Below are 14,485 nucleotides of genomic sequence, written 5' to 3'. Positions count from 1 at the left end.
GGTGGTGCATTTTCCGCCGCCCGTGGAAAACTTCCATGGCCAGTCAATGGTCGATTGCTGGCACGCTTCGGCGACACGCGAGGCGGTGATGCGCGTGCCAAGTGGGACGGTGTGATGATCAGCGCCAGCGCCGGCACTCAGGTGCGCGCCGTACATGGCGGGCGCGTGGTGTTCGCCGACTGGTTGCGCGGCGCTGGACTTCTGGTCATTCTCGACCATGGTAATGGCTACCTGAGCCTGTACGGCCATAACCAGAGCCTGCTCAAGAGCGCCGGCGACATCGTCAAGGCCGGGGAAGCCATTTCTACCGTCGGCGACAGCGGCGGCCAGGACAGCGCAGGTTTGTACTTCGCGATTCGCCAGCAGGGCCGGCCCACCGACCCTGCGCAATGGTGCCGAGGCTAGGCACCGCAACATTTACGGTCAGGCCCGACGGTGGGCCGCACCGATGCTCCCACGGGAGCACCTACAGGATCAGGAGTTCGTTCGACATGCTGCACTCGTCTCGCCTCACCCAGCTGGCCCTGACCATAGCTCTGGTCGTCGGCGCGCCCCTGGCCAGCGCCGCAGAGCCGGTCAAGCCCGCCAAGGCGGCTGCCGTGCCGGCCACCGAGGTGACGGCCAAGGCGCCGCTGCCGCTGGACGAACTGCGCACCTTCGCCGAGGTCATGGACCGCATCAAGGCAGCCTATGTCGAGCCGGTGGACGACAAGACCCTGCTGGAAAATGCCATCAAGGGCATGCTCAGCAACCTTGACCCGCACTCGGCCTACCTCGGCCCTGAAGACTTCCAGGAGCTGCAGGAAAGCACCAGCGGCGAATTCGGCGGCCTGGGCATCGAGGTTGGCATGGAGGACGGCTTCGTCAAGGTGGTCTCGCCCATCGACGACACTCCGGCCTCACGCGCCGGCATCGAGGCGGGCGACCTGATCGTCAAGATCAACGGCGCCCCGACCCGCGGCCAGACCATGACCGAGGCCGTCGACAAGATGCGCGGCAAGATCGGCCAGAAGATAACCCTGACCCTGGTACGCGACGGCGGCACGCCCTTCGATGTGACGCTGGCCCGCGCGGTCATCCAGGTCAAGAGCGTGAAGAGCCAGTTGCTCGAGAACGACTACGGCTATATCCGTATCACCCAGTTCCAGGTCAAGACCGGCGAAGAAGTCGGCAAGGCGCTGGCCAAGCTGCGCAAGGATAACGGCAAGAAGCTGCGCGGCCTGGTGCTGGACCTGCGCAACAACCCCGGCGGCGTCCTGCAGTCGGCGGTGGAAGTGGCCGACCACTTCCTCACCAAAGGCCTGATCGTCTACACCAAGGGCCGTATCGCCAACTCCGAGCTGCGCTTCTCCGCCGACCCGGCCGACGCCAGCGAAGGCGTACCGCTGGTGGTGCTGATCAACGGCGGCAGCGCCTCGGCTTCGGAGATTGTCGCCGGTGCCCTGCAGGACCAGAAACGCGGCGTGCTGATGGGCACCGACAGCTTCGGCAAGGGCTCGGTACAGACCGTGCTGCCACTGGCCAACGACCGCGCACTGAAGCTCACCACCGCGCTGTACTTCACCCCCAACGGACGCTCGATCCAGGCACAGGGTATCGTGCCGGACATCGAAGTACGCCAGGCCAAGCTCACTGCCGAAGCCGACACGGACAACTTCAAGGAAGCCGACCTGCAGGGTCACCTGGGCAACGGCAATGGTGGCGCCGATCGTCCGACCGGCAGCAGCAAGCGTACCGAGCGCCCGCAGGACAACGACTTCCAGCTGAGCCAGGCGCTCAGCCTGCTCAAGGGCCTGAACATCACCAAGGGTGATTGATAACCACCATGCGTTTTCTGCTGTTCACGCTGTTCTGCCTGCTGGCCGGTACCGCGCATGCGGCACCGGCCAAGGCCTACATGAGCATCATCATCGACGACCTGGGCCAGAGCAGCGAGCGCGACAGTCGCACCCTCGCCCTACCCGGGCCTGTCACCATGGCGATCATGCCCGACACCCCGCACGCCACCGACTTCGCCCGCCAGGCCCACAAGGCCGGGCGCACGGTGATCCTGCACATGCCCATGGACCCGGCCACCGGGCCCTATGCCTGGCATCCGGGGCTACCCATCGAGGAGCTGGCACGACGCCTCGACGCCGCGCTGCTCAAGGTGCCCTTCGCCGCAGGCATCAACAACCACATGGGCAGCCGCATGACCGCACAGCGCGACGCCATGGCCTGGTTGATGGGTAACCTGCAGGGCCGCGAGCTGTTCTTCGTCGACAGCCGCACCAGCGCCGCCACGGTGGCGGCGGCCGAGGCCCAGGCGATCGGATTGGCGCACGTCTCGCGGGATGTGTTTCTGGATGACGTACGAACAACCGAAGCCATCGCCGGCCAATTGCGCCAAGGCATCGAGCTTGCACGCAAGCAAGGTTCAGTGGTGCTGATCGGCCATCCCTACCCGCAGACTCTCGAAGTGCTCGAACGAGAGATGCCCGGGCTCAAGCGCCAAGGCATCGAGTTGATCGAACTGCGCCAGATGATCGCCGAACGCAGCAACCAGGCCATGTCGGCGCACGGTCGCAACGGTCGCTACAGCAACCGTTGATCGCTTGGCCGTTCAGAGCGCCTACAGGCTGTTGAAGGGAATGATGTCCTTGGCCTGGGCGTAGGTCAGGTTGCCCCGGTAGATGCTCAGCACCTGCCCCTCGCTCGCAGCCCTCATCTGCTCCCTGTAGCCCATCTTGCGCTGGCTCCAGAGCTTCAGATGGCCTTTGCCGAATGCTGTGGGCGCCGCCTGTGAGTCGGCGAAGTGGAAGTGCGCGGCCCACAGGGGTCGGCCTTTGCTGTCGCCGGACGACTTGAGCAGGTTGATGCGGTATTCATCCAGATAGCCATCTGAAACCTGCTTGCGCGGCCCCACGTACTCAACCGTGATCAAGCCTTGCTGATGGAGGAAGCTCAGACCCCGGGCACCGGGATAGCGCGTCTTGGTATAAAGCTCGACCAGGCATTCGCGCTTCTGCTCGCGCAACCGGATCACCGCGTCATCCAGGCGCCCCAACAGGCTGTCGGTGCTATCCGCGTCCGCCAGCTGTTCGCGCAACTTCAGCACTTCAGCGATCTGCGCATCAAGCATCGAGATCAACCCGCTGTCCTGCGCGTCATTGCTTACCAATGCCTTGGCCTGCTCGATGACGCTCTCGTTTTGCGCCAATATGCCTTCGGCCAGTTCACGGCTTTTCTTCTCGAATTCCGGCGTCGAGGTCCGCGACTGCGACTCAGGTTCCGTGCTCGCGACCTCTTCCAACCAAGCCCCGCCTACCTTTTGAAACCGGTGCTGAATCTTGGAGCTGAACGCGCCCTTGACCTGCAACTGAGCCCGCCCATCAACCATCACCTCTGTACCTAGCACTGTCTGCCCTGCAAGGGTACGCGCCACTTGCAGCGCCCACAGTGGATAAACCATACGGCGCGAGGCCTGGGCTTGTCCGGAAGCCTGCTCACGCATGGCCTCGACCAGCGCGTCGCCTGCCATCTTCTTCAGACCCACCATCTGCTCTCTGTAGGCGGCAAGGCGCTGGGTATCGACCAGCCCGCTGCCTAGCTTGCTGATGCGGTCGCAGTTGAGAATCGCCGCCAGATATTCATCCCAGGCACCTTGCAGCACCTCGATACGCTCAAGGATCGGCAGTTCGCAGAACATCGACAGATGGTGGGCGTTTGCGGCTACACGCAAACGGTAGCTGGCAATCGCGTCGCGGAAGATCGTGTAATGCTGGCTGGCGGCACCCTCTTCGAAGCGCAGTGCGAGTTCCACCAGGCTCATCGCCTGGAAGAAGCGAATCATGACCGTAGAAGTCTTGCGCGCGGCGATGACCTGGGCAACGCTGACCAAGCCGGTGCTCGATTGGATTTCCATGTCAATATCGCTGACCGCCAGCACATGATCCATTTGGCTTGAGACCTCCATGATCCTTGGTTGGTCCAGGACCATGCCCTCGAGCAGCTCTCGACACTTGGCGTAGAGAACCGCGCGGTTTTCTGGCGTAGCTCCGCTCAGGCTGCGGACGATCTGGTCATACTCGCGGAAACTACCCACAGCCACCGCTTCATTCAGAAGGAATACGCCATAGCCAATCAAGTCGTGACGTGCATTCGAAAGGGCTTGTCGCAGGTCCCTGCCATGGGCGGTTGTGCGCGTATAGTTGGGGTTATCCAGCAGCTCGACAATGCTCCGCTGCGCGCTGGCTTGGTGCTCGAACATCGAGTAGACCAGCTCGACACGCTGCCGGCGCAGGTCACGCATCGCGCGCATTAGCTCATCGCGCTTTGCTGTGTACAGTTCGGTCAACGTCTTGAACCGGGAGAGGTCATCCGGGTTCGTGGGAGGAGGTTGGTTCAGTGTTTCCTCCAGCTTCACGATCTTGGTCCGCAGCTCCTCGATCTGGCTGTTCTGTCTCAGGTACTCAGGAATCGGCTTGTTTGCCTCAAGCAAATGATGCTCCACCTCTTCCAGCGACTTTTGGATCGTAGCGGCAATCTTCTGGCGCAGCCGTTCCTGCGCAGCGCTGCGCCCACTGCCCCCCCGGAATAGTGTATCGATGCGCCAGGTGCCATTATCGTTATATAGACAAGGCCCTAAAGTTAGATCAGTGCCCACAATTCTCATCACCCCTTCATGGAGAATGACCTGATAGACATCTTGCGCCAGCTTGACATAGTACTTGCCGTCGACCGCCGTTAAGCCTGCCATTGCGCCTTGTTTGTCGGGCACATGCCCAGCCAGCGATACCTCGACCGCCAATTCACGCACGCGACTGCGTTGAGAAGCCGAAAGACCGTTGAGGCCACCAGCCCCACGCCACGAAAAATCCAGGTGTGTCTGCGTGGTGCCGTACAAGTCACGCACCAGCCCCGCAGGTTTGCGTTCAGGCTCCGGCAGCGCGTGAAGCGCTACGTCCTGCGCCACAGGCAGTTCTACGAGCGACGTAAAATCGCGCTGCGGTGCCAACACCGTGTTTCTGGGGGTCTGCAGATGAATCAACGCCATCAAGGTATTGTTCAAAAGGTCGATCACGGCCTGGATTCGTTCCCCCGCGCTGTCACTGCCGAGCCCCTGTACATCACTGGCCAGGCTGCGGATGCCCATGTACAGCCAAGCGATCGAAACCACCGGCCCTGACAGCACTGGCAACACCGCATTGAGCAGCTCCCAGCCAAATGCAATCACTACCCCCCACCGCAACTCGCTGTTGCTCACCGCCGAACGGTCGGCCAGCTCGACCAACACCTGATGCCGCGCCTCGAACATCCGTGCGTCGATGTCCTGCTCCCAGAATTCCAGCGCCAGTTGAGCAGGATCAGGCTTATCCAATGGGCCGAAGGGGTCGAACACCCAGTGCGGCAGGTGAGGTTCATTGAATCCACCATTGTCGTAGACAGGACGCTCGTTCTGATCCATCCACATCAGCGCGAGGTTCTGTAGCTTGCCAGGCTTGCGGATGGCCCCCATCAAGGTATCGACGTCCTTGAAGACATGGACCGCGCCGTCTGTGTACATCGGGCAATACAGCACGCACTGGCCGGACTCGACGATTTCAATGACATAGAACCCATGCACCCGATCAACTTTCTTCGAGGTCGGCGAACGCCTGAAAGCCAAGGGCGCAATCCTGACCCCAGCCGCTTGCGCGTCCCCATCGCGACAGAAGCGGGCCACTGCACCATAGGCAAAGGTATCCAGGCGATTGACCACCACCGCCCGAGCGGCATCGAACATCAAAGTGATACGCCATTGGCGACCGAAACGGGCGATACGTTCGGCGTTGTCGGTGCCATCGGCGAGCAGGTCGTTGACGTAGGTCGGGTAGGTACCGCCGATATCGACGCGTGCGACCAGTTCACGGATGTAATCGATATTCATCCAGTCCATGATCAACTGTTCATTACGGTGAGCGATGTGTGTCACCACGCCACCCTGCGAAGCAGCCAGCCGACTGATGGCCAGCTCGGTCAGGGTCACGGTACGGCTGTCGATCTTTTGCCCAAAACCCAGGCCATGACCGTCGCTGACAAAGGTGTCGATGGTCAGGAGCAGATCATCGGCAAAGTAGTTGGCATCGACTGGATGATCGGCAAGCATTTCCTCGCGAAGACGACGGGCTGCATAGGTATGCAGATCATCCACGCCGTCCAGGGCGCGCTCACCACCGTCACTCCCCTGCAACAGCGTCAGATCGAGCATGGCCTGCAAATAGGTGGCCTGCCCCTCAGCCCCGGCCCTCCGAATCCCAGCAGGTAGCGACAGGGCAACCGGCTTGGCAGGCACATTGCTGCGCTGAGCAAAAAACTGCGAGGGGTCAAAGGCACCATCGACCCGGCGCTCCAGCTCGGCGATGCTATCAGGCGCCCCCCAGCGCACACGCGACTGCCGCTCAAGGAGGATCTCCAGCAGCAACCCGCTTTGCAGGGCGAACGCATCGCCCTCCGACGTGAAACCACTCCAGCTCATACGATCGAACTCGCAACGCCGCGCCATCTGCAGCTGCAGCCCTCGGCCAAAGGCACTCAGTGACTCGAAGCTACGCACCTCCCCATCCGGTTGGCACCACAAGACCAACGGACGCGGCGTGTCGAGGGTCGTCACCAGTAAGCCGGGCAACAGTTCACTGCTTTGTCGGTCGCCCAAGTGCATCTGCACGCGAACGGCCTGCACCTCGACGTTACGAGTGTTCCCCAACAGCAGTTGGCGCAGGCAGGCGCGCTCGGCCTCCTCGAGGTCAGCCTCGTCCAGGCCTTGCAGCAGGCTGGCACGCAGCACCTGCTGCAACCAGAGATCCCGGTCACCCTGGCCGTCGCCATTCCAGTAGTCGATCTGCGCCTGCTGCAGGTAGTCGGGCAACAGAGGCAGCATCTTCTCGAAGGGTTCGACCAGCTTCTCAGGCTTGATCAGGTCCCCATCACTGGTTTCGAAAGGCGACTTGATGGCGAAGAGGCGGTGGTACGGATTCAGGCTCAGCGCATAAGCGCCCATGCTGGCGAAATCCACGCGCTTGCCATCGAGCACCAACTGCAGCAGATGGTCGATCAGCAACTCAGTGCGGTAGGTGTCATCTGCGGTGGAGCAAAGCAGCGAGAGTGGCTGTGCAGAAGTCATCTCGGGGCGATGAATCGCGATCAGCGGATACTGCTCGACGATTATCTTCATGACCTGCTGGTCGAGCACTTCGCGCAAGGTCGGTCGATTAGCGAACTGCGCAGCGACTGCGCTGTACAGGTCGTAGGGTGGGTGACTCACGGAGGTAGTAGACATGCTCAAGGCTCGTTGTGAAATGAAGCCAAAGCCTCCGCGCCAGTCGATATCACTGGGGGGTACATAATGCTTTTGCGCACCGGTTGACCAAGAGCAACGGCAGTCGGCGGTCCGCCCCAACGTGATCGCCCACTGAAGAAAAAAGGGCCCTGTCATTCGACAGAGCCCTTTTCACAACGATACGCCGCCTACGCGATCAGCTGTAGACACGCCCCAGCAACTGGCGGTGGCTTTCGAACTGATCGAGCACATCGCGCACGATCTGCTCAGGCAGGAAGCCCATCAGGTCGTACTCCTGGCTGCCGTTGTGCAGGTACACCTCGGCGCGGTAGAAGCGCTGGCGCACTTCTGGCTCACCCCCGGCAGACGCCTCGCTCGGTGCCGCCAGGTAGCCGTCCAGGCTGACTTCATAAACGAACGGGTTGCCCTCTTCCATCATCACCCGCACGCCCATCATGTTGCGCGACTGACCGACACGGGTCTCCACCTCGAAGCCCAGGGCGCGCAGTTGTTCCGCCGCCTCCTTGAGGGCCGGGCTGACCTGTTTGTCCATGAAGCGCTGCACCACCGCCTGGGTCGGCTCAAGCTCCAGTTGCGTGAGGCGCTCGCTGAAGCCGCGACGGCCACGGGCAGCCAGCTCCGCGCGCTCCTGCTCGACCGCGACATCCTGCTTCATCGCCTTGTACAGGCCGAACATGAACAGCACCAGCACCACCGAGAACGGCAGGCCGGCCAACACCACCATGGTCTGCATGGCTTCGAAGTTGCCGGCGAACAGCAGGCCGATGGTTACCAGGGTGATGATCACCGACCAGAACACCACCATCCAGTGCGGCGCATCCTCGTCGACCTGGCCACCTTTGCACGAAAGGTTGGCCATCATCACCGCGCCCGAGTCGGCCGGGGTGAGGAACAGCACGAAGCCGACGAACACCGCCACACCGATCACGATCTTGGCCGCCGGGAAGTACTCCAGCAACTGGTAGATCGACATCGAGGGCTGCTCCAGCGCTGTCTTGCCCAGCTCAACGGCGCCCTGGTTGATCACCAGGTCCAGCGCGGTGTTGCCGAAGATCGACAGCCACGCCAGGGTGAAGCCCAGCGGGATCAGCAGCACGCCGCTGACCAGCTGGCGCACGGTACGGCCCTTGGAGATACGGGCGATGAACATGCCCACGAACGGACCCCAGGAGATCCACCAGGCCCAGTAGAACACGGTCCACAGGCCCAGCCAGCGCTCGGACTTGCCGGCCTCGCCTTCATAGACATACAGGTCGAAGGTCTTGAGTACGATGCCGTTGAGGTAGTCGCCGACGTTCTGCACGAAGCCGTTGAGCAGGTGCAGGGTATTGCCGCCGAGCAGGACGAAGATCAACAGCCCGCTGAACAGCATGATGTTGAGGTTGGACAGGCGGCGAATGCCGTTTTCCACACCCGAGACCGCGGCTACGGTGGCCACACCGGCCATCACCAGAATGACCACCAGCAGGTTGGTCTTGCTGTGGTCCATGCCGAACAGGTACTCCAGGCCCGAGGAGACCTGCATCGAGCCGATACCGAGGTTGGTCACCAGGCCCAGCAGGGTGACGAACATGCCGAAGATGTCCACGGCATTACCGGCCGCGCCCTTGACCCAGCGCTCACCGACCAGCGGGTACAGCGCCGAACGCAGCGCCAGCGGCTGGTTGTGGCGGTAGGCGAAGTAGCCCACGGCCAGACCCACCAAGGCGTAGATCGCCCAGCCGTGCAGGCCCCAGTGCAGGAAGGTCAGTTGCAGGCCCTGGCGCGCAGCCTCGAGGCTGGCAGGGGTGCCTTCCGGCGGATTGAAGTAGTGGTCCAGCGGTTCGGATGCGCCGAAATACAGCAGCGAAATGCCAATACCGGAGGAGAACAGCATGCCGGCCCAGGCGCCGTAGCTGAAGTCTGGCTGGTCGTCCTTGCCGCCCAGCTTGAGCTTGCCGTAGTCGGAGAAGGCCAGGTAGACGACGAACACGAGGTAACCGCAGATCACCAGCATGTAGTACCAGCCGAAGGTGCGCGTCAGCCACTTCTGGGCTACGCCCAGCACCTGGCCGGCAGTTTCGGGTACAGCGATAAGCAAGGCAGTCAACGCGAGGACCAGCAGCGCGGAGGTGAGGAACACCACGCGGTTGACCCGAACCCTCTCGGCGGGGGGCTTTGTCAGGGAGGCAGAACTCATTGCACGAATGCTCCGGGCAGTACGGCTGTGGAGGCTAATCAGTCATTTCCCGCGCAATTGGTGCAATAGCTCCACTGCGTCAGGTGTTATAAAAGCACCTTGGAAACCGTGATCCCGAATCGAAACGCTGCAAAAAAACAGACCGGCGGACTGCACCTGAGCGCCTTCATCCTCACTGGATGCGCGCATTGGTCACAGCTCGCCTGACCCGCTCCAAGGGTCGTCCGCGCGGTCATCGACCACTCGGCAGAATCTGTTCATGCACCGTTCTTGCCCGTCAACGCCTTGTATTCCGGGGGTTACACGTTTTCCTGGGGTGTCAATCCGTGCCTTCTCGACTGCCTGAAAGACTGTCAATGGCACAAATTGTCGCAGAGCTTATTCTTTATTGATTGAACGTTCAATCAAAACAAAATAGACTGGCCCTCGCCGAGTCGGATGCGTGTTGTCCGCTCGCAGGCCTGAGGAGATAGCAAGATGCCCAAGGTCGGTATGCAACCCATCCGCCGCCAGCAGTTGATCGACGCCACATTGCAGGCTGTCGACCAGGTCGGTCTGGGAGATGCCAGCATTGCGCTGATTGCCCGTTTGGCCGGTGTGTCGAACGGCATCATCAGTCACTACTTTCAGGACAAGAACGGCCTGATCGCAGCGACCATGCGCTACCTCATGAATGCGTTGAGCGAAGGCACCGTCGCCCGCCGACAAGCCCTCACCGACGACAGCCCGCGGGCGCACCTGAGAGTGATCGTCGAAGGCAACTTCGACGCAAGCCAGGTCAGCGGCCCGGCAATGAAAACCTGGTTGGCCTTCTGGGCCGCCAGCATGCACCAGCCGTCCTTGCACAGGTTGCAGCGGATCAACGATCACCGCCTTTACTCCAACCTGTGCTGCCAGTTCCGTCGTGTCTTGCCGCTCTACCATGCACGCAAGGCTGCTCGCGGGCTGGCGGCCCTGATCGACGGCCTGTGGCTGCGTGGTGCGCTCTCGGGCGACGCGTTCGACACCGAGCAGGCAATACGGATCGCCTACGAATACATGGATCTACAACTGGCTAAGCAGCACGACCTGGCTACCAACCCCCAGGCGGCTGAACGATCGCACGCAGCGACTGCCCAACCGGCAGGAGCACGACGCGGCTAGCCAATCACACACTGCACTTGCGAGGACTCTATGGCCCGTTTCGGAACGCAAAAACTCTACATCGATGGTGGTTATGTCGACGCTGGCAGCGATGCCACCTTCGAAGCCATCAACCCGGCCACCGGCGAAGTCCTTGCCCACGTCCAGCGTGCGACCGAGGCTGACGTCGAGCGCGCCGTCGAGAGCGCCGAACGTGGCCAGAAAGTCTGGGCCGCGATGACCGCCATGCAGCGTTCGCGCATCCTGCGCCGCGCCGTCGACATCCTGCGCGAGCGCAACGACGAGCTGGCCATGCTGGAAACCCTGGATACCGGCAAGTCGTACTCCGAAACCCGCTACGTCGACATCGTCACCGGTGCCGATGTGCTGGAGTACTACGCAGGCCTGATCCCGGCCATCGAAGGCGAGCAGATCCCGCTGCGCGAATCGTCCTTCGTCTACACCCGCCGCGAGCCACTGGGCGTGACTGCCGGTATCGGCGCGTGGAACTACCCGATCCAGATCGCCCTGTGGAAGTCTGCGCCAGCCCTGGCCGCCGGCAACGCGATGATCTTCAAGCCGTCGGAAGTCACCTCGCTGACCACCCTGAAGCTGGCCGAGATCTTCACCGAAGCCGGTCTGCCGGATGGCGTATTCAACGTCCTGACCGGCAGCGGCCGTGAAGTCGGCACCCTGCTGACCGAGCACCCGCGCATCGAGAAAGTCTCCTTCACCGGCGGCACCACCACCGGCAAGAAAGTCATGGCCAGCGCTTCGAGCTCCTCGCTCAAGGAAGTGACCATGGAACTGGGTGGCAAGTCGCCGCTGATCATCTGCGACGACGCCGACCTGGACAAGGCCGCCGACATCGCCATGATGGCCAACTTCTACAGCTCCGGTCAGGTCTGCACCAACGGCACCCGCGTGTTCGTTCCGGCAGCGATGAAAGCCGCCTTCGAAGCCAAGATCGCCGAACGCGTCGCCCGCATCCGCATCGGCAACCCGGAAGACGAGAACACCAACTTCGGTCCGCTGGTCAGCTTCGCGCACATGGAAAGCGTCCTGGGCTACATCGCCAAGGGCAAGGAAGAAGGCGCCCGCGTGCTGTGCGGCGGTGAGCGTCTGACCGAAGGCGCGTTCGCCAAGGGCGCCTTCGTCGCCCCGACCGTGTTCACCGACTGCCGCGACGACATGACCATCGTCAAGGAAGAGATCTTCGGCCCGGTGATGAGCATCCTCACCTACGAAACCGAAGAAGAAGTCATCCGCCGCGCCAACGACACCGAGTACGGCCTGGCTGCGGGCGTATGCACCAACGACATCACCCGCGCACACCGCATCATCCACAAGCTCGAAGCCGGTATCTGCTGGATCAACGCCTGGGGTGAATCGCCAGCCGAGATGCCGGTTGGCGGCTACAAGCAGTCGGGCGTCGGCCGTGAAAACGGCGTCAGCTCGCTGGCTCAATACACTCGCATCAAGTCGGTGCAGGTCGAGCTGGGCGGCTACAACTCGGTCTTCTAAGACCGGTCTGGCCACGCCCGTGACATTGCGCACGGGCGCTCCCGCTCCCTGAACACTGCCAACGAGGGTACTTTGCATGTCCCAAGAATTCGATTACATCATCGTCGGTGCCGGTTCGGCCGGTAACACCCTGGCCACCCGCCTGACCGAAGACGCCAACGTCTCGGTGCTGCTGCTGGAAGCCGGCGGCCCCGACTACCGCTTCGATTTCCGCACCCAGATGCCGGCGGCCCTGGCCTTCCCACTGCAAGGCCGCCGCTACAACTGGGCCTACGAGACCGACCCTGAGCCACACATGGATGGCCGCCGCATGGAATGTGGCCGCGGCAAGGGCCTGGGTGGCTCCTCGCTGATCAACGGCATGTGCTACATCCGTGGTAACGCCATGGACTTCGACGGCTGGGCTAAACTGCCAGGCCTGGAAGACTGGACCTACCTCGACTGCCTTCCGTACTTCCGCAAGGCCGAAACCCGCGACATCGGCCCGAACGACTACCACGGTGGCGACGGCCCGGTCAGCGTTGCCACGCCAAAAGCTGGCAACAACCCACTGTTCCATGCCATGGTCGAAGCCGGTGTACAGGCCGGTTACCCACGCACCGAAGACCTCAACGGCTACCAGCAGGAAGGCTTCGGTCCGATGGACCGTTCGGTGACCAAGAATGGTCGTCGCTCCAGCACCGCCCGTGGCTACCTGGACCAGGCCAAGAAGCGCCCTAACCTGACCATCGTCACCCACGCCCTGAGCGATCGCGTACTCTTCGAAGGCAAGCGCGCCGTGGGTGTGACCTATCTGGTCGGTGACAGCGAAGAGCGCGTCGAAGCTCGTGCCCGCAAGGAAGTCATCGTCAGCTCCGGCGCCATCGCTTCGCCGCAGTTGCTGCAGCGCTCCGGTGTCGGCCCGCGCGCCCTGCTGGAGAGCCTCGACATTCCGGTGGTCCACGACCTGCCGGGCGTCGGCGAGAACCTGCAGGACCACCTGGAACTGTATCTGCAGTACGCCTGCACCCAGCCGGTGTCGCTGTACCCATCGCTGCTGTGGTGGAACCAGCCGGCCATCGGTGCCGAGTGGCTGTTCAACGGCACCGGCATCGGCGCCAGCAACCAGTTCGAGGCCGGTGGCTTCATCCGCACCCGTCCTGAGTTCGAATGGCCGAACATCCAGTACCACTTCCTGCCGGTGGCGATCAATTACAACGGCTCCAACGGCGTGAAGGAACACGGCTTCCAGGCGCACATGGGTTCGATGCGTTCGCCAAGCCGTGGCCGCATCCAGGCCAAGTCCAAGGATCCGCGCCAGCACCCGAGCATCCTGTTCAACTACATGGCCACCGAACAGGACTGGCAGGAATTCCGCGACGGCATCCGCCTGACCCGCGAGATCATGGCCCAGCCGGCGCTGGACCCGTATCGCGGTCGCGAAATCAGCCCGGGCGCGCACGTGCAGACCGATGAAGAGCTGGACAAATTCATCCGCGAGCACGCCGAAACCGCGTTCCACCCGTCCTGCTCGTGCAAGATGGGCACCGACGACATGGCGGTGGTCGATGGCGAAGGCCGCGTGCATGGCATGCAAGGCCTGCGCGTGGTCGATGCGTCGATCATGCCGATCATCATCACCGGCAACCTCAACGCCACCACGATCATGATCGCCGAGAAAATCTCCGACAAGATCCGTGGACGCAAGCCACTGCCACGCAGCACGGCCAAGTACTACAAGGCCAACGGTGCGCCGGTGAAGGGCAAGCCGATGCGTGAGGTGAAGCAGGCGTAATCCTGCACCGGCCTCTTCGCGGGCAAGCCCGCTCCCACAGGTACTGCACAAGTCTTCATGCCTGTGGTGAATCTGTGGGAGCGGGCTTGCCCGCGATAGGGCCCGCATAGTCAGCACAACAAAAGGCACCCACCGCGGTGCCTTTTGCACATCTGCAGAAACGCTTTACATGCTGGCAATTCATCAGGTTAGAATCGATTGGCACGCGACTTGCCAGTCAAGTCATCTTTCTGCGATATCCCGGAGTACCTGCCTTTGGATGCCAGCACCATCAACAGCCTGTTCCTGATCGGCGCACTGCTGGTGGGCGCAAGTATCCTGGTCAGCTCTCTGTCGTCGCGTCTGGGCATCCCTATCCTGGTCATCATCCTCGCGGTCGGCATGGTCGCCGGTGTCGATGGTGGCGGCATCATTTTCAACAACTACCCGACCGCCTACCTGGTGGGCAACCTCGCGCTGGCCGTGATCCTGCTCGACGGCGGCCTGCGCACGCGGGTAGCGAGTTTCCGCGTGGCCCTGTGGCCAGCCTTGTCGCTGGCCACGGTGGGTGTGCTCATCACCACCGGCC

At 62.3% G+C, this 14,485-nt stretch carries 9 protein-coding genes; 7 read left to right on the top strand and 2 right to left on the bottom strand.

Annotation, left to right across the window (positions count from 1 at the left end; all coding sequences use genetic code 11):
- The 3 genes from VA602_RS11590 to VA602_RS11580 form a co-directional block, all read left to right on the top strand.
- Positions 1-405 (top strand): murein hydrolase activator EnvC family protein (locus tag VA602_RS11590; RefSeq protein ID WP_323453267.1); only part of this gene is annotated, 405 nt, incomplete at its 5' end.
- Between the two features lie 86 nt (positions 406-491).
- Positions 492-1,817, top strand: coding sequence for a S41 family peptidase (locus tag VA602_RS11585; RefSeq protein WP_054891210.1), 1,326 nt, complete (start codon positions 492-494; stop codon positions 1,815-1,817).
- A gap of 8 nt (positions 1,818-1,825) precedes the next feature.
- Positions 1,826-2,590 (top strand): divergent polysaccharide deacetylase family protein, encoded by a 765-nt coding sequence (locus tag VA602_RS11580; protein ID WP_323453266.1) that lies wholly within the window; start codon positions 1,826-1,828, stop codon positions 2,588-2,590.
- A gap of 21 nt (positions 2,591-2,611) precedes the next feature.
- On the opposite strand, the gene VA602_RS11575 is transcribed toward VA602_RS11580, so the two are convergent.
- Both VA602_RS11575 and VA602_RS11570 read right to left on the bottom strand, forming a co-directional pair.
- A complete protein-coding gene (locus VA602_RS11575) occupies positions 2,612-7,297 on the bottom strand; it encodes a dermonecrotic toxin domain-containing protein (RefSeq protein ID WP_323453265.1) in 4,686 nt (1,561 codons plus the stop codon).
- A 196-nt stretch (positions 7,298-7,493) separates the two neighbouring features.
- Positions 7,494-9,497, bottom strand: coding sequence for a BCCT family transporter (locus tag VA602_RS11570; protein ID WP_054891207.1), 2,004 nt, complete (start codon positions 9,495-9,497; stop codon positions 7,494-7,496).
- A 477-nt stretch (positions 9,498-9,974) separates the two neighbouring features.
- On the opposite strand from VA602_RS11570, the gene betI reads away from it, so the two are divergent.
- From betI to VA602_RS11550, 4 genes are all read left to right on the top strand, one after another.
- Positions 9,975-10,640, top strand: a complete 666-nt coding sequence (gene betI / locus VA602_RS11565; protein ID WP_054891206.1) for a transcriptional regulator BetI — start codon at positions 9,975-9,977, stop codon at positions 10,638-10,640.
- A gap of 30 nt (positions 10,641-10,670) precedes the next feature.
- On the top strand, positions 10,671-12,143 hold the full coding sequence (gene betB / locus VA602_RS11560) for a betaine-aldehyde dehydrogenase (protein WP_112899397.1): 1,473 nt from the start codon (positions 10,671-10,673) through the stop codon (positions 12,141-12,143).
- 76 nt (positions 12,144-12,219) lie between these two features.
- Positions 12,220-13,917, top strand: a complete 1,698-nt coding sequence (betA, locus tag VA602_RS11555) for a choline dehydrogenase (RefSeq protein WP_323453264.1) — start codon at positions 12,220-12,222, stop codon at positions 13,915-13,917.
- A gap of 255 nt (positions 13,918-14,172) precedes the next feature.
- Positions 14,173-14,485 (top strand): cation:proton antiporter domain-containing protein (locus VA602_RS11550; RefSeq protein ID WP_323453263.1); only part of this gene is annotated, 313 nt, incomplete at its 3' end.

It is taken from the genome of Pseudomonas machongensis (genome assembly GCF_034961125.1).
Taxonomy (GTDB): domain Bacteria; phylum Pseudomonadota; class Gammaproteobacteria; order Pseudomonadales; family Pseudomonadaceae; genus Aquipseudomonas; species Aquipseudomonas machongensis.
This window is presented reverse-complemented; position numbering and strand designations above follow the sequence as displayed.